16 protein-coding genes are annotated in these 16,389 nt (G+C 58.0%); 8 read left to right on the forward strand and 8 right to left on the reverse strand.

The genetic code is table 11. From position 1 onward, the window contains the following. Positions 1-362 precede the first annotated feature (362 nt). Complete coding sequence (locus KO536_RS08595) at positions 363-1,019, forward strand: alpha/beta hydrolase (protein WP_133076296.1); 657 nt, start codon at positions 363-365, stop codon at positions 1,017-1,019. A gap of 84 nt (positions 1,020-1,103) precedes the next feature. Continuing rightward, entirely contained in the window at positions 1,104-2,606 is a 1,503-nt protein-coding gene (gene rhlB / locus KO536_RS08600; RefSeq protein WP_219261661.1) for an ATP-dependent RNA helicase RhlB, read from the forward strand. A 97-nt stretch (positions 2,607-2,703) separates the two neighbouring features. Here rhlB and moaE read toward each other — a convergent pair whose 3' ends face one another. From moaE to moaC, 3 genes are read right to left on the reverse strand one after another with little or no spacing between them, the layout of a single operon-like run. Continuing rightward, complete coding sequence (moaE, locus tag KO536_RS08605) at positions 2,704-3,153, reverse strand: molybdopterin synthase catalytic subunit MoaE (RefSeq protein WP_133076298.1); 450 nt, start codon at positions 3,151-3,153, stop codon at positions 2,704-2,706. 2 nt (positions 3,154-3,155) lie between these two features. After that, on the reverse strand, positions 3,156-3,401 hold the full coding sequence (locus tag KO536_RS08610; protein WP_133076299.1) for a MoaD/ThiS family protein: 246 nt from the start codon (positions 3,399-3,401) through the stop codon (positions 3,156-3,158). Beyond that, entirely contained in the window at positions 3,398-3,871 is a 474-nt protein-coding gene (gene moaC / locus KO536_RS08615) for a cyclic pyranopterin monophosphate synthase MoaC (RefSeq protein ID WP_133076300.1), read from the reverse strand. Before moaC ends, KO536_RS08610 begins: the two co-directional genes overlap by 4 nt. 145 nt (positions 3,872-4,016) lie before the next feature. Between moaC and KO536_RS08620 the strand changes: the two genes are divergently transcribed. Next, positions 4,017-4,463 carry a DMT family transporter gene (locus tag KO536_RS08620; protein WP_133076301.1) on the forward strand — a complete coding sequence of 149 codons (447 nt, stop codon included), beginning with the start codon at positions 4,017-4,019 and terminating at the stop codon, positions 4,461-4,463. Here the strand turns inward: KO536_RS08620 and KO536_RS08625 are convergent. From KO536_RS08625 to KO536_RS08635, 3 genes are all read right to left on the reverse strand, one after another. Next, complete coding sequence (locus KO536_RS08625; RefSeq protein WP_219261662.1) at positions 4,452-5,363, reverse strand: LysR family transcriptional regulator; 912 nt, start codon at positions 5,361-5,363, stop codon at positions 4,452-4,454. The two genes, KO536_RS08620 and KO536_RS08625, sit on opposite strands and share 12 nt — an antisense overlap. A gap of 228 nt (positions 5,364-5,591) precedes the next feature. Continuing rightward, positions 5,592-6,986 (reverse strand): PhoH family protein, encoded by a 1,395-nt coding sequence (locus tag KO536_RS08630; protein WP_133076304.1) that lies wholly within the window; start codon positions 6,984-6,986, stop codon positions 5,592-5,594. A gap of 259 nt (positions 6,987-7,245) precedes the next feature. Then, a complete protein-coding gene (locus tag KO536_RS08635) occupies positions 7,246-8,364 on the reverse strand; it encodes a polysaccharide deacetylase family protein (RefSeq protein ID WP_219261663.1) in 1,119 nt (372 codons plus the stop codon). Positions 8,365-8,498: 134 nt separating this feature from the next. On the opposite strand from KO536_RS08635, the gene yaaA reads away from it, so the two are divergent. Beyond that, positions 8,499-9,278 carry a peroxide stress protein YaaA gene (gene yaaA, locus KO536_RS08640; protein ID WP_133076306.1) on the forward strand — a complete coding sequence of 260 codons (780 nt, stop codon included), beginning with the start codon at positions 8,499-8,501 and terminating at the stop codon, positions 9,276-9,278. A 48-nt stretch (positions 9,279-9,326) separates the two neighbouring features. Here the strand turns inward: yaaA and KO536_RS08645 are convergent, their stop codons facing one another. Next, positions 9,327-12,182 carry an RHS repeat domain-containing protein gene (locus tag KO536_RS08645; RefSeq protein WP_219261664.1) on the reverse strand — a complete coding sequence of 952 codons (2,856 nt, stop codon included), beginning with the start codon at positions 12,180-12,182 and terminating at the stop codon, positions 9,327-9,329. 212 nt (positions 12,183-12,394) lie between these two features. On the opposite strand from KO536_RS08645, the gene KO536_RS08650 reads away from it, so the two are divergent. Both KO536_RS08650 and KO536_RS08655 read left to right on the forward strand, forming a co-directional pair. Next, positions 12,395-12,859 carry a multidrug transporter gene (locus KO536_RS08650; RefSeq protein WP_133076308.1) on the forward strand — a complete coding sequence of 155 codons (465 nt, stop codon included), beginning with the start codon at positions 12,395-12,397 and terminating at the stop codon, positions 12,857-12,859. A 10-nt stretch (positions 12,860-12,869) separates the two neighbouring features. Continuing rightward, positions 12,870-13,694, forward strand: a complete 825-nt coding sequence (locus KO536_RS08655) for an SDR family oxidoreductase (RefSeq protein WP_219261665.1) — start codon at positions 12,870-12,872, stop codon at positions 13,692-13,694. 31 nt (positions 13,695-13,725) lie between these two features. Here the strand turns inward: KO536_RS08655 and KO536_RS08660 are convergent, their stop codons facing one another. Continuing rightward, positions 13,726-14,610 carry a LysR family transcriptional regulator gene (locus tag KO536_RS08660; RefSeq protein WP_219261666.1) on the reverse strand — a complete coding sequence of 295 codons (885 nt, stop codon included), beginning with the start codon at positions 14,608-14,610 and terminating at the stop codon, positions 13,726-13,728. 109 nt (positions 14,611-14,719) lie between these two features. On the opposite strand from KO536_RS08660, the gene KO536_RS08665 reads away from it, so the two are divergent. Then, entirely contained in the window at positions 14,720-15,943 is a 1,224-nt protein-coding gene (locus KO536_RS08665; protein WP_133076311.1) for an MFS transporter, read from the forward strand. A gap of 13 nt (positions 15,944-15,956) precedes the next feature. Then, a complete protein-coding gene (locus KO536_RS08670; protein ID WP_133076312.1) occupies positions 15,957-16,352 on the forward strand; it encodes a DUF4440 domain-containing protein in 396 nt (131 codons plus the stop codon). Positions 16,353-16,389 lie beyond the last annotated feature (37 nt).

A 16,389-nucleotide genomic window follows, 5' to 3' on the forward strand; every position in this document is an offset into this window, starting at 1 on the left:
GCACTGTTGACCCGTGTTGGCTTTTTATTGGGTCAAGCGGCATAAGTCTTGAGCGATGGGTGCATCGCACGAACCGTCAAACTGAAGCGCTCACTTGAGCTGTTGAATTCCTTGTCTAACTTCAACCTCGGGATTTTTGCTGTCCCCCCACCGGCAGTAGCCTGTTAGTGTTACCGCCGAAGGTGAGCGCATTCACGTCCCTGTCCACAAAGCAAAGCGCGTACCACTCCTGCTGCTTAAGTAAGTTCAGTAGGTAATGCAGGAAAAAACGTTCAAGCAAGCGACATTTTCTGTAACTTTTAACCGATCAAGCACATTTGTAGCGCACCCGGTTTGCGCACATGCACAACGATGGAGCAGTCATGACCCAACCTCTTGTCATCCAACCCCAAAAGACCGCAGACGCCTGTGTTATCTGGCTCCACGGTCTGGGTGCCGACCGCTATGACTTCATGCCGGTGGCCGAAATACTGCAACAGTCGTTGCTGACCACACGCTTCGTATTGCCACAGGCACCGACCCGCGCGGTGACCATTAATGGCGGTTATGCCATGCCGAGCTGGTACGACATCAAGGCCATGAGCCCTGCCCGTTCCATCAGCGAAGAAGAGCTGGAAGAGTCGGCCGACATGGTCATTCAACTGATCGAGGCCCAGCGCCAGAGCGGTATCGACTCCAACCGGATTTTTCTGGCCGGTTTCTCCCAAGGCGGCGCCGTGGTCTTGCACACCGCCTACCTGAAATGGCAGGGACCATTGGGTGGCGTACTTGCCCTCTCCACTTATGCCCCGACCTTCAGCGAAACCCTGCCATTGTCAGCCAGCCAGCAACGCATCCCGGCGCTCTGCTTGCATGGGCAGTACGACGAAGTAGTCCAAAACGCTATGGGCCGTACGGCTTATGAACGCTTAAAAGCCGCAGGTGTGGCGGTTACATGGCAGGAATACCCAATGGGCCATGAAGTGTTACCCGAAGAAATTCGCGACATCGGCACCTGGCTGGCGAAACGCCTGGGCTAAAACCGAAACATCCTGTCGTTCACTACGCCGAGCACCCGACTTGCATTACACTGCCCGGCGTACACTCCTTAACCAACTGATGAGATGACCGTGCTCAAAGCACTCAAAAAAATATTCGGTAAAAGCGAGGCTGAGCCGCTCGCGCCAGCATCCATCGCACCTGTGAGCAACCCCGGCCCGCGAACCGACGCGCAACAGTCTGGCCGTGCTGCTCCTGCTCCTGTTCCAGCCGCTGCGCCGGTGAGCACTCCTGACGCACAACCTGCTGCTGAACAACCACGCCTCGAAAAACCAAAAGCTGCAAAACCACGGCGTGAAGTAGCGCCCAAGCCACCGGTCATTCCCTGGAAGCTCGAAGATTTTGCGGTCGAGCCACAAGAAGGCAAAGTCCGGTTCCACGATTTCAAGCTCACCCCCGAGCTGATGCACGCCATTCAAGACCTGGGCTTTCCGTACTGCACGCCGATCCAGGCTGAAGTGCTGGGCTATACCCTGAGCGGTCGCGACGCCATTGGCCGTGCCCAGACCGGTACGGGTAAAACCGCTGCATTCCTGATCTCGATCATCAGCCAGCTGACCCAGACCCCGCCACCCAAAGAACGTTACATGGGCGAGCCGCGCGCACTGATCATCGCGCCGACCCGCGAGCTGGTGGTGCAAATCGCCAAGGACGCCGCCGACCTGACCAAATACACCGACCTCAACGTCATGACGTTCGTGGGCGGTATGGACTTCGACAAGCAGCTCAAGCAGCTTGAAGCGCGTCATTGCGACATCCTGGTCGCCACGCCGGGCCGCCTGCTGGACTTCAACCAGCGCGGCGAAGTGCATCTGGACATGGTCGAGGTGATGGTGCTCGACGAAGCCGACCGCATGCTGGATATGGGCTTCATCCCGCAAGTACGTCAAATCATTCGTCAAACGCCGCCGAAAGCCGAGCGCCAGACGCTGCTGTTCTCTGCGACCTTTACCGAGGACGTGATGAACCTGGCCAAGCAATGGACCACCGACCCTGCCATCGTCGAAATCGAGGCGGTCAATGTCGCTAGCGACATGGTTGAGCAGCACGTGTATGCCGTTGCCGGTGCCGACAAGTACAAACTGTTGTTCAATCTGGTGAACGACAATGGTTGGGAGCGGGTCATCGTCTTCGCCAACCGCAAGGACGAAGTACGCCGCATTGAGGAACGCCTGGTGCGTGATGGCATCAACGCCGCCCAACTGTCGGGTGACGTGCCGCAGCACAAACGTATCAAGACCCTCGAAGGCTTTCGCGAAGGCAAGATTCGCGTACTGGTGGCCACCGACGTGGCAGGACGCGGGATTCACATTGACGGCATCAGCCATGTGATCAACTTCACCCTGCCCGAAATGCCCGACGACTACGTACACCGCATTGGTCGTACTGGCCGTGCAGGCGCCAGCGGCGTTTCCATCAGCTTTGCCGGTGAGGACGACTCGTATCAACTGCCGTCGATCGAAGCTTTGCTGGGCCGCAAAATCAGCTGCGAAACACCACCGACCGAACTGCTGCGCCCTGTTGTACGGGCCGTGCGCAAGCCCCACGATCCGGCGTCAATCGCCTAGGTAGCGCAATTGTAGTCGCTGCCGAAGGCTGCGATGGAGATCCTGGGGTCTTCAAGAAACGGGTTGCTACGCAACCCTTCGCAGCCTTCGGCAGCGACTACTTCCAGCGATCCGCCGCCGCTTCATCGCTGGCCCGCCCTTCAACCCAGCGCGGGCCGTCATTGGTCTGTTCTTTTTTCCAGAACGGGGCACGGGTCTTCAGGTAGTCCATCACAAATGCACAGGCATCAAATGCCGCCTGGCGATGGGCACTCGCCACACCTACAAACACAATTGGCTCACCCGGCTCCAGCGCTCCCACCCGGTGCAGCACTTCAAGCCTGAGCAAGGGCCAACGCTGCCCGGCCTCATTCATGATGTTGGTCAGCGCCTTTTCAGTCATCCCCGGATAGTGCTCCAGAAACATCCCCGCCACGTCACGCCCGTCATTGAAGTCGCGCACATAACCGACAAAACTCACCACCGCCCCCACGCCCATATCGGCCGCGTGCAACGCGTTGACTTCGGCGCCCGGGTCAAAGGCTGCCGCTTGCACCCGAATCGCCATGTTCAGCCTCCGGTCACAGGCGGAAAGAACGCGACTTCATCGCCATCTGCCACCCCTTCATCCAGCTTGCACAGCTCCTCGTTGCGCGCACACATCAGGTTGGACTCAGCCAATACCTGCCAGGCACCCCCGCGTTGCGTCAGGTGCGTGCGCAACGCGTCGATGGAGGTGAATTCACCTTCCACTGATTCGCCATCCAGCCCCAGGGCTTCACGGTAGCGGGCAAAAAACACCACGTTGAGCTTCATGACAGGTCAGCCTGAAAGTGCCCGCTCTTGCCGCCGAGCTTTTCCAGCACACCCACGTTTTCGATGGTCATGCCGCGATCCACGGCCTTGCACATGTCATAGATCGTCAGTGCCGCAACGCTGGCGGCAGTCAGGGCTTCCATCTCGACACCGGTCTGCCCGGACAATTTGCAACGCGCCACGATCAACACGGCATCGCTGCCACGGGCGCTGAGTTCAACCTTGACGCTGGTGAGCATCAGGGGATGGCACAGCGGGATCAAATCCGAGGTTTTCTTCGCCGCCTGTATCCCGGCAATGCGCGCCACCGCGAACACATCACCCTTGGGGTGACCGCCACTGACGATCATTTCCAGGGTTTCAGGGCGCATGCGCACCACCGCTTGTGCCACGGCCTCACGGGAAGTCACTGCTTTATCGGTGACATCGACCATGTTGGCGCGGCCTTGGGAATCTAAGTGTGTCAGCACAGGGGGTACTCCAGACAGGAGACTCGATTGTAAACCCGAGTTTCAGTGGAAGGCCATCGACCCCGCGAATACCGCGCATCAGAACATCGAATTGGCCGCCCACGACCATTCGCCGTACAACGGTTGAAACTCTGGAGAAGCCCTTATGCCACTTTTTATAGCCATTACCCTGAGCCTGCTGGCCGGTGCTGCGGTGCCCCTGCAGGCAGGCAGCAACGCACGACTGGGCCTGATGCTGGGGCATCCCTTTTGGGCCACCGTGATCTCATTGCTGGTGAGTGGTATCGCGATTGCGCTGGTGATGCTGATCGTCAAAGTGCCACGGCCCAACCTCGAGGCCTTGATCACCGGTCCCTGGTGGATCTGGCTGGGCGGGCTGGCCGGGGTGTTTTACATCACGGTGGCTCTGATCACCGTACCGCGACTGGGTGCGCTGAATTTCATCATGGCAGTGGTAGTGGGCCAGCTGATCATTTCACTGCTCATCGATTATTTCGGACTGCTGGGCTTGCCTAAAAACACACCTGGCCTGCAAAAACTGCTCGGGGTCAGCGTGGTGCTGGCAGGGTTTTTCATTGCATCACGGGGCTGAGGACGGGCTCACCTGCCTGATCAGATCTCGCAGCCAGCGATGGGCCGGGTCTTCATTGAAACGTTGATGCCAGACCTGCACATAGTTGAACGGCGCCACCGTCATGGGCGGCGCCCGCGCTATCAGGGTGTCGCCATATGACAGGTTGTCCAGCGTACGAGTGGCCACCGTGAGAATCAGGTCAGTGTCGGCAATCATCCCTGGCGCCGCGCCCCAATGAGGGACGTTGACCGCAACCCGTCGATGCAGGCCCTGGGCGCGCAATACGTTGTCGACCTCGCCCTGTGTGTTGCCATCCGTCGACACCAACAGGTGCGGGCGAGCCAGATAACTCTCCAGATCGAGCACGGCATTGTCCGCAAGCGAGCGACGATCGAGCAGGCACGTGAAGGTTTCTTCAAACAGCACATCGCTGGAAACATCCGCCGGCAACCCCGCAAAAACCCCCAGGGCCAGGTCGATCTTGCCTTGTTCGATCTGCTCCAGCATGCCCAGGCGGCTGTCCTGGACCACCACAAGCGAGGTATCAGGGGCCTTGGCCCGCAATTGCACCAGCAATTTGGGCAACACAATAGCGGCGCCGTAATCGGACATCGCCACGCGAAAGGTGCGCTGTGAGTCGGCCGGCACAAAATCGATGGACTGGCCGAGCAGCGCTTCGATCTGCCCAAGGATCGCCTTGAGCGGTGCCTGAAGATTTTGCGCCAACGCGCTCAGCACCACGTCGTTGCCCTGACGAATCAACAACGGATCATCGAGCAACACCCTGAGTTTGCTCAGCGAATGACTGATGGCTGGCTGACTCAGGTGCAAACGGACACCGGTGCGGGTCACGTGTTTTTCCGTGAGCAGCGCATCGAGCACCACCAGCAGATTCAAATCAATATTGCGCAGTAACACCCCGACGCTCCTGTCTTGGTCAACTCCAGGGCAGCGCTGCATTACCAGATTCAACAAGACCCAAGGGCCCGGCGCGCAACCTCCGCCAGCTTACCTTACAAACCGGGTTACCAGACATGTAGCCAAAACAACGGTGGGAGCGGGCTTGCTCGCGATGAAGACGGCGCGGTGCAATCTGAAACACCGGCCACTTTCATCGCGAGCAAGCCCGCTCCCACCTTCAAACGGTTACAAATGAGATTCGGCGTATTCGGCCAGAATCGAACGTGGCACCCCTTGCAGCGCGATGTGCACGCCGTTGGGGAAGTCTTTGAAACGCTCCGTCAGGTAGGTCAGCCCCGAACTGGTGGCTGACAGGTACGGTGTATCGATCTGTGCCAGGTTGCCCAGGCACACCACTTTGGAACCGGCGCCCGCACGGGTGATGATGGTTTTCATCTGGTGCGGTGTCAGGTTTTGACACTCATCGATCAAAATCAGGCTTTGCTGGAAGCTGCGACCGCGAATGTAGTTCAGGGATTTGAACTGCAACGGCACTTTACTCAGGATGTAGTCGACGCTGCCGTGGGTGTTTTCGTCATCCATGTGCAGAGCTTCGAGGTTGTCGGTAATGGCCCCCAGCCAAGGTTCCATTTTCTCGGCTTCGGTGCCTGGCAAAAAGCCGATTTCCTGATCCAGGCCCTGCACGCTGCGGGTACAGATAATCCGCCGGTAGCGCTTGCTGACCATGGTTTGTTCAATCGCCGCCGCCAGCGCCAGGATGGTCTTGCCCGAACCCGCCGCACCCGACAGGTTGACCAGATGAATATCCGGGTCAAGCAAGGCAAACAGCGCCAGCCCCTGGTAAATATCCCGTGGTTTCAAACCCCAGGCTTCCTGATGCAGCAACGGCTCCTGATGCATGTCCAGAATCAGCAACTGGTCCTTGCGCACCTCTTTGATCCAGCCGACAAAGCCCTGCTCATCGATGATGAATTCATTGATATGCACCGCCGGCAGGTTTTCGTTCATCTGTACCTGATGCCAGGTACGGCCATGCCCCTGACGGGTTTCGACTTTGTTGACCCGGTCCCAGAAAGAGCCGGTCATGGTGTGATAACCGCGCGACAACATCGACACGTCGTCAACCAGTTGGTCGGTGCTGTAATCCTCGGACTCGATCCCGCAAGCCCGGGCCTTGAGGCGCATGTTGATGTCTTTGGTGACCAGCACCACGCGCAACTTCGGCTCACGGGCGTGCAGGTCAATCAACTGGTTGATGATGATGTTGTCGTTGAGGTTTTCAGGCAACAGCGCGTTGGGTTCCCGGCGCTTGCTCATCATGATCGACAGAAAGCCCTTGGGTGCGCCTTTGCCTCGCTGGATCGGCACACCCTTTTCGACATCCTCAGGGCTGGCAACCCCCAACAACTGGTCAATCAAACGGATGGCCTGACGGCACTCGGCTGCCACCAGTAACTTGCCGGTCTTGAGCTTGTCGAGTTCTTCGAGCACCGTCATCGGGATCGCGACGTGGTGTTCCTCGAAGTTAAGCAGTGCGTTTGGATCGTGAATCAGAACATTGGTATCGAGTACATAAAGGATTGGCTGGTTGGAAGAAGGAGTGCGTCCGTGATCATCCATACTCGGTCACCTTTGTGGGAGCCAGTCGACGCAATACCACAACAGTGCTGCGCCTCGAAGTGACTGCCGTATACCCTGCCCGATGGGTCTTGGAAGACGCCACCTGTGTCGCAGGTTTCGGCCGTCTGTCTTCGTAATACTCCTAAATGTGTGACAAAAAAAAGCTTTTTTAGCGATAACACACTTTATTTTTTTGAGTGACGAATCGCCTTGGCGAATGCCTTAAGCAGGGCTAAAGTCATATATTAACTGCATGTTTCTACAGCACTTCGCAGTCTTCCCAACCCAGCCCGCTCTGTGCCGTCGCCTTGAGTAACCAGGGCAACGCGGTACGAATTTTGTCCTGGGTGTCGTGAAACTTGATCACGCCATGACGCCACAGCAGCATCAGACTCAACACCCGCTGTGCCGACTCCTCGCCACTCAGGTTGGCCGCCATGTCCTGGGCATCAATATCCCACAGCGACACCTGCAAGCCCTGTCCCTGGAAAAACGCCCCGCTATCTGCCCGCCGCTGCCCGTAGGGCGGGCGAAACTGTGCCAGATAGTTGTGCGGCACAACCTGTTTGACCAGGGCAACGCTGCGTAAAATCGAGTCCTGCCACTCTTGCCAATGACTGTGGGAGCGATACTCCCAGCCCTGCACACCCACGCACTGACCCTTGTACAGTGCTTGCAGCGCCCGCTCACCGCCTTTGTCCAGTCGTACTTGCAGGCTGTTGCCCAACACAAAAAACCTCGCACTCAGGGACTGCTTGCGCAAGTAATCGGTCAACCAGTCGGTAGTACCCGGCAATTGGGAGGGACCACTGTCGAAGGTCAGTACAAACAGCCGATCATGCATCCCGACGCCGTTACTTTCCTGCTCGCCGAACAGCTCGATTTCACTGCTGATTTGCGGGAACAGCGCGGCCTTGCGCAGTTGCTCATCCAGATAACGCCGGTGAAACTCACGGCTTGGCTCAGCCCAGGCCGCATAAAACGAGTCATCGGCCACTGCAAACTTGCCCGCCTGCTCGCGCAAGCTGTCCATGCCGTCAACGTAATAGCAAAACGAGGCATCCTGATCACAGCTTTGCTGGGCAACGTTGTAGTTGGCCAACAGCCGCTGCCACATCCGCTTGCGCACATGATTGATGGCATCCTGGTTGATGTTTTTCAGACCCAGGCGCTGTTTCAGTGCGTTTTCATCCAGCACCTCGCTGGCCAGCAAGGCATGGGCGAAGGCAAGAATTTCGGCCCTTGAGGCCACATCGAACAAGGCCGGGCTGATCAACTGCTCGGGCCAGGCGTCGCGACCCAGCGTCGCCGGTTCATTGGGTGCTGCAACAGCCCCCAGGCACACCAGCCAGGCCGAGAAAAAAAGAGCAATGCGCACGGGTCAATCTCCCTGTGAAAACTGGCAGCACTATAGCGGCTACAGGATTTTGTATTTGCCCTCTATCAACGTCATAGGTGGAGTCAAACCGCCCAACCCCCTAGAATCCCCCGACGCTAAAAGGAGACGAACTCATGCTGATGGTGATTTCACCCGCTAAAACCCTCGATTACGAAACGCCGCCCGCAACAGCACGTTTCACCCAGCCACAGTATCTGGACCACTCCCAGGAACTGATCGAACAATTGCGCGAACTGAGCCCGCAACAGATTGGCGAGCTGATGCACTTGTCCGACAAGCTTTCGGGCCTCAATGCGGCGCGCTTCGGCAGCTGGACTCCCGCCTTCACCCCCGAAAATGCCAAGCAGGCACTGCTGGCCTTCAAGGGTGATGTGTACACCGGCCTCAATGCCGTCGACTTCAGCGAAGCGGATTTTGACTACGCGCAAACCCATCTGCGCATGCTCTCCGGGCTGTATGGCCTGCTGCGCCCGCTGGACCTGATGATGCCGTATCGCCTGGAGATGGGCACCAAGCTGGCCAATGCCCGGGGCAAGGATTTGTACGCGTTCTGGGGCACGCAAATCAGCGAATGGCTCAACGAGGCCCTGGCCGAACAGGGCGATGACGTCGTGCTCAACCTGGCGTCCAACGAGTATTTCTCGGCGGTCAAAAAGTCGGCTTTGAACGCACGCATCATCAATACCGAGTTCAAGGATCTGAAAAACGGCCAGCACAAGATCATCAGCTTTTATGCGAAAAAAGCCCGCGGCATGATGAGCCGGTTTGTGATCAAGGAGCGCATCAACAACCCGGATCACCTCAAGCAGTTCGATGAGCAGGGCTATCGCTTTAGCGCTGAACAGTCCAGGCCTGATCTGTTGGTGTTTTTGCGCGACCACGCCCCACAATGACGGACGCGGTGCAGCCAGCCAATGCTGACTGCACCCGCCTCACTGACGTCACTGCAAACCGTAGTGAACATTCATGTAACTTGAGTAATGTTTCATGCGGTCATTCACATAACTGGCAGGCAAGTTATTGAATACTTTTTCCTTGCCCGACTTCATGTACAACATGCCCCGATATTTATCTTCAATTGAAAACAACTGTTCAAAGAGCGGCGACTTGCCTGTTCGGCTCCGGGCTTTGGCGTTGTCATCATATTCCTTGATTAGTTTTCTACGCTTATCGCTGACACCTCCCGTGATCGCTAACACAGGGAACGACATTTCGCTGTTGCCCTTCAATGTTGCATCATCCAATCGAAACGCAGGATCCGCGTCCCTGCCTGCTGTTTCTGCCGTATTGCCTATTCTGAATTCCCCGACATCGGCGGTATGCACCATGGGAAAGTTTGGCCACGGATCAACAATCACCAGTTTTTCATCGCTCATCTGGCGACGGTCGCCGATCACTACAAAAGCATGATCAACGCCCTGAGCATTAACGCGAAATACCGGTTGCTCGGTTTTGGTGCTGGCCAGCAGGCTAAAGGCAATTTCCGAGTGTTCACCGCAATTACCGGTCCGGCATTGAATATAAGCGCTCGTACCCTGTTTAAACTGACGCTGCTGGAGAAAGTCTGCCGGATCCCTGCGTGATCGCCACAAATCAACAAATTGATTGGGCGAACCTTCAATCAACAGGGTTTTAGTGATCAGGTTAGTCGCATGCCCCTGTTTGAAAGAGTTGTACATTTCAGAACTCAACTCTCGTGTCTTGCTGCTGGGTTTTACTTCGCCCCGACCGGCATCATGTACCTTCCAGGCAGGCTTGACCTGCGGCCCCTCAAGGTCGATCGCTTTCTTTTGCTCTTTGGTCAAGTTACTGACGTCAATGCGTACGGCACCATCACCGTCCATGAAGGTTATCGGGTTGCCTCCAACAAACGCATAGATATTAGGCCCATCCAGATAACCCTTGGGATCAGGGTTGACCCATCGCTGTAGCCAGGGCATGTAATAGCGAAGCCCGTAATAATAAAGCCCCGTTGCATCCCGCTCCTTGCCCGAGTAACACAACGTGCGATAGCTGCTTTCGCTCGAATCTCCTCTCTCACTGAACGCCGTGGTGCCAAACGGATGATAGGTTTCGCGACTGACTACCTTGGCCTGGCTGTCCAGTTCAAGGGTGCAAGAGCCCAGAAGATCGCCAAGAGAGTAGCGATATTGTCGATTGGCTAGCCCTTTGGGGGGTGAGTCTTTCCAGTGCAACACCTGCACACTGTTGCGACCCGCCTGCGCGCTGATCACGTACAAGGTTTCGCCGGTGGCGTTGTTGATGCGAACTTCCAGCCCCGGCAGATAGCGAGTCTCGCTGATGACGGTACGGACATTGGTTTGTACCGAACGGATCTTGCGCTGACGCAAGCCGTCAACATCGTAAATATAATGCTCGCGGTCATCGAGTCCCGACTCGCGCTCAACCGGTCTGACTTCGCTTAGCTGATTGCGCAGATTCCACCCCAGAGCCCGCGCATTATCCAGAGATCGCAGATTGCCGCACGGATCAAAACCTGCCTCAATCTCGTCTTGCGTGGGTGCCTGTCCATTGTGTTCGGCCAGGCACCGATTGCTGTATTTTCCAGCTGTCAGCACGCGCCCATGCCTTTGCGGCCCCTTGTGAACCAGTTCCAGTAAATTGCCTCCCCCGTCGTAACGGTAGGCTTGATGGTATGAGGCCACTGCCTGAGGATCCGCAATCTGGTCTGGCCCACGGTTGTCACTTCCGGCCTCCCACCCCGTGGCCTCGACCAGCTGGTAAAGGCTGTCGTAGGTGTAGTGGTTGATCGGCTCGATGCGCTGGTTGGCGAAATGACGAACCGCCAAGGCCTTGTCCTCGATACTCAGGATATTGCCGACCGGGTCATGGACGTAGTTCAAGTCCTGCAAGGGTTGTTGCTGTGGCAGGCTGGCGTACAGACGTAAAATCCGGCCTGTTCGAGGCGCGTAATCAAACAGGCTGACAACACCATTGCCAGCGGTTTGACCCGTGACCTCACCTTGGGCGTTGTAATGAATATCGCGCACCAGCACTTTCGGCTCGGCCTCCTTGAGGCGCAACCGGGTCTGGCGCAGCTGACCGTCCACGTTGTGATCAAACTGCTGCTGGTTGCCCTGGGCATCGGTTTGCATCACAAGCTCACCCAAGGCGTTGAAGACCATCTGCGTGGTGGCGCCCTCCCCGGACTCAAGCAGCTCATCGCGATCACTCAGTGGCTCTGGCCAGTGCGGCGGCTCCAGCGCCCGCAAAAAATACTGTTGTTGTGCAAGCAACGCCCCTTTGATTGAGAAGTGACTGAAATGACAGGTGCCTGCCGGGCTATCGAGGCGGATTACCTGGCCATACTGGTTACGCCCGGCAAAAGCCCCATCCGCCGCGCCGTACACGTAACGCGCAATGCAGGATTCAGAGCTGTTCAACGCCTGTTCAAAAACAGCCGTGGGACGCAGCAATTCGTCGTACTCGACCTTTTGCTGACTCCAGCGCCCGTCCCAACTGTGCAGCACCTGCCCGAGCTCACCGGTCAGATTGACCCGCACACCGGCATCCACGCTGCGCGAGGTCAACAGCACTCCCGACAGGGAATACATATTCTCAAGGTTGCTCGGGGTCGATGGATCCTCTGCCCGCAACGCCCATAACCGCGGATCCCATTGCGTCGCAGCCCTGCCCACTGCATCGAACTTGATTCGACTGACACGCGCCTCCGCAACCGTGCTGCTGGCAGCACTGCAATAAGCGACCGAGCGCACCGTCCGGCCTTGCGGGTCCGAAACAGCCAGGGTGGGCGTATAACGATCCTGATCCAACATCATCACTACTCGCAGGCGGGAAGTTATCGATAGTTAATCCTCGGGGCTGCCGCGCTGCGACTGTCAACTATGACAGTTACGACTAACGGCATTGCCCCGGCTCAGGTAAGGTTGTGAGTTAAATCGTCCGTAAACCCGGGCCTGGGCCTAAACTGGGTAGTGAGCCTGGGCGAATCCGCTACGCGTCCACAGTCGTATAACGAGACCTTGCAATGCTTATCGGCGTGTTACTGATCATCACCTGGCTTGTCCTGCTGCTGCGCTATCCGGCCAAGGCCTTGCCGGTTTCGTTGGCGGCAGTGTTCGGGCTTGCGGTAGTCGCAGCCTCGGTAGCGTGGCTGGACAGCCGCGAAAATGCGCAACTGGCACGCCTGGAGCTGCGTATCGTCTATGACCCCGCGCAATGCCCGGCAGACCGGCCATTGCAGCTGACCCTGAAAAACAGCAATGACGTACCACTGGTCGAACTCGGCTGGCGCATTGCTGCCTATGCTCCGGGCGATACCGTCAACCTTGCCGACAACCTCTATACCGCCCCTCGCTACCGCGGCCCCGGAGAACTGCAGGCGGGTGCAAGCTGGCAGGATTGCTTGCCGATGCCGCCCCTGCGTGCCGGTTATCGTCCACAAACCCTGGAATTCCGGGCCGAACGCCTGCAGGGCAGTTTTTCCAACTAAGGATTTTTCCATGCTGCGTGTTTTGATCACCGGTTGCTCCAGTGGTATTGGTCGCGCCCTGGCCGACGCCTTCAAGGCGGCGGGTCATGAGGTGTGGGCCAGCGCCCGCAAGCCTGAAGATGTGGCCCGACTGGCAGCGGCGGGATTTAACGCGGTCCTGCTGGACGTGAACGACCCTCAGGCGCTGGCACAGCTGGCCGAACGCCTGACACGAGACGGTGGCGGGCTGGACGTACTGATCAATAACGCAGGTTTCGGCGCCATGGGTCCGTTGCTCGATGGCGGCGTCGAGGGCTTGCAACAGCAGTTTGAAACCAATGTGTTTTCAGTGGTCGGTGTCACCCGTGCCCTGTTTGCGGCGCTACGCCGCAGCAAGGGCCTGGTGGTCAATATCGGCAGTGTCTCCGGTGTACTGGTGACCCCGTTTGCGGGAGCCTATTGCGCCTCAAAAGCCGCCGTTCATGCATTGAGCGATGCCCTGCGCATGGAGCTGGCACCTTTTGCCATTCGCGTACTGGAAGTGCAGCCTGGCGCTATCGACACCCACTTTGCCAAAAATGCCAGTGCCCAGGCCGAACAGTTAATCGACCAGCAGTCCGCCTGGTGGCCCGTGCGTGAGGGTATTCGCGCCCGGGCAAAAGCCTCGCAAGACAACCCCACCCCGGTAACAGACTTCGCTCAAGCGGTGCTCAAGGCCGTACAAAAACCTTCCCCGCCGATGGTGCTGCGTTACGGCAATGGCAGCCGTGCCATGCCGTTGCTGGCGGCACTGGTGCCCCGCAGGCTGCTGCACAAAATCCTGATGAAACGCTTTGGGCTGAACGCATCGTTGTGATGTCCAGGCACTTGTGGGAACGAAACCACGTTCAAGCATGGGCCTTCATGAAATCGATAAATACCCGCACTTTCAGCGGTAGATGACGGGTGTCAGGGTAAAGCGCATAAACCCCCTGGCGGGTCAGTTGCCAGCCGGGCAGCAGCCGCACCAGTCGCCCGGCCCGCAAGTCCTCCTCGACCAGCCAGTCGGGCAAGATCGCCACACCCTGCCCCGTCAAGGCAAAAGCCTGCAGTACCGATGAGTTTTGCGCTTTGATCCGCGCCCGCGAAGGGTTGGGCTGGTAAGGCCTGACCAGGCCACTGCTCAACTCGGTAATGTTCAATTCCCCTACCCGACCATGCTCCAGCCACAGCGTTTGCTCCAGGGCCTGCACGCTGTTGATGGGCGCCACGCTGGCGACAAAGGACGGGGACGCCACGGGCACAATCTCGAACGTACTCAACTGCACGGCACGATGACTGGAATCAAGAACCCGGCCCAGTCTCAAGGCCACATCGAAACGCTCCGAGATCAGATCCGCGTGGGTCGACGATGTCGACAAATGCACATTGAGATCGGGGTGCACGGTGCGAAACAGCTCAAGCGCCGGCACGACCTTGGCCAGCGCATACTCCACCGTGGTGGTGATACGCAGGGTGCCCTTGAGTTGGGTGTGTTCGCTGCGGGCTTCGTCAATCGCCAGCCTGGCCGCCTGCAGCATGCTCAGGCAATGCACATAGAAACGCTCACCGGCCTCGGTGAGGGCCAGCCTTCGGGTGTTGCGCGTCAGCAAGGTCACACCCAGTTCGGCCTCGAGCCGCTTGATATTGAAACTGACCACAGCACGGGTTTGTCCCAGCAGATCTGCGGCCGCCGTCAGCGAACCAGCCTCGACAACGGCTTTGAAGGTGTCGAATCGATCGAGGCTAACCATGCAACATCCCACCTATTGTCAAAATATTTTTGACAATCTAGCAGCGAGCGGACGGTTCCTCCACACGCAAAAGCTGCTTACTGTGCGGCCTCCAGTCAAGGAGCCGACCATGGCCTACCGCAACAAAATCGCAGGGGTGTATCTACTGGGCTTTGCGCTGGACCTGGTCAACATGTTCGCCGCCTCGATTGCCTACCCGGACATCAGCCAGGAGCTGCAGGCTTCAGTCACTCAGCTGGCGTGGATCGGCAATGCCTACATGCTCGGGCTGATCCTGATCATCGTGCCCAGTGTCTGGCTGACACAGCGGGTGGGGGAAAAACGCCTGATCGTACTTTCCCTGCTGCTGTTCAGTGTGGCGTCGTGGTGCGTGGCCCGGGCGGCTTCGATCGAGGCACTGATTGGCTGGCGCCTGCTTCAGGGGCTCGGTGGCGGACTGCTGATACCGGTCGGTCAGGCCATGGCCTATCGGCACTTTCCGATCCGTGACCGGGCGCGCCTGACTTCAGTGATCTTGCTGGTAGCCCTGCTGGTGCCCGCACTCTCGCCAGCTCTGGGGGGCTGGATGGTCGAAGCGATGTCCTGGCGCTGGGTGTTTTACGCCAATCTGCCGCTGGCCCTGCTCACCCTGCTGCTGGCCGGTTATTGGCTAAAATCCGAACCACGCCTGCAAAACCCGCCTCCTCTGGATTATCAACGTGTCCGGGCGGGCGCCATCGGCATGGGCCGCTTGCTCAAAGGCCCGTTGCTGCAAGTGGCGATGCTTGCCTACCTGTTTATTCCCGGCATTTTTATCGGCACGCAACTGGTGAGTATTTTGTATTTGCACCAACTGGGTTTCAGCGCCACGCAAACCGGTGCGCTGATGCTGCCCTGGGCGCTGGCGTCGGCGCTGGGCATTACATTGAGCCGTTACCAGTTCAACCGCCTTGGCCCCAAACCCTTGTTGCTGCTGGGCATGAGCGCACAAGCCGTGGGCATTGCCCTGTTGATCCAGATCGATGCTTCCAGCACCTGGCTGCCAATGGCGCTGTACGCACTGATGGGATTTGGCGGCAGCCTGAGCAGCAGTACCGCGCAGAACACGGCATTTATCGACATCTCGCCCGAGCACATGGGTCATGCCAGCGCACTCTTCAATATCAACCGTCAGTTGAGTTTTCTGCTTGGCCCGGCGCTGATGATGGCCCTGTTTGGTGCATTGACCGCGATCACCTCGACGCACCACGCCTTTGCCCTATGCTTTGCCATCGGGTGCGCATTGACGCTGGTGCCGCTTATTCCCGTTCTACGCCTCAATACACCCCGCGTGCTTGCCTTGCTCGCACCCTGACCTGGAGATCCTGATGACTGATTATGCGAGCTACTTCGACCTTGTAACCGAAACCCACGTCGAGATTGAAGGCTGGTTTTCCGGGCTGGAGCCCGGCGTGTTGCCAGTTCTACTGGGACGTTTTTCGCCGCAGTTTTCGATGATTGCACCCAGCGGCACAGTGCTGGATATCGATGGCGTTGAAGCACTGTTTGAACAACTGCGCGGTGCGCGCCCGGGCCTGAACATCACCCTCAGCGAGTTCAAGGGTATTGCCCTGCACGCGGGCGGTGCAGTGGTCAGTTACCGCGAGCTGCAGGAAGAGCATAACGGCAACCGCACCGACCGCCGCGCCACCGTGGTATTCGAGAAAGACGCCAGCGGCAAGGTACTGTGGCGGCATTTGCACGAGACGTTTTGCGCGGTTTGAACCCCGGTCTCGATCGTGTGGGGGCGGGCTTGCTCGC

The sequence above is a fragment of the Pseudomonas sp. NKUCC02_KPG genome (assembly GCF_019345465.1).
Taxonomy (GTDB): domain Bacteria; phylum Pseudomonadota; class Gammaproteobacteria; order Pseudomonadales; family Pseudomonadaceae; genus Aquipseudomonas.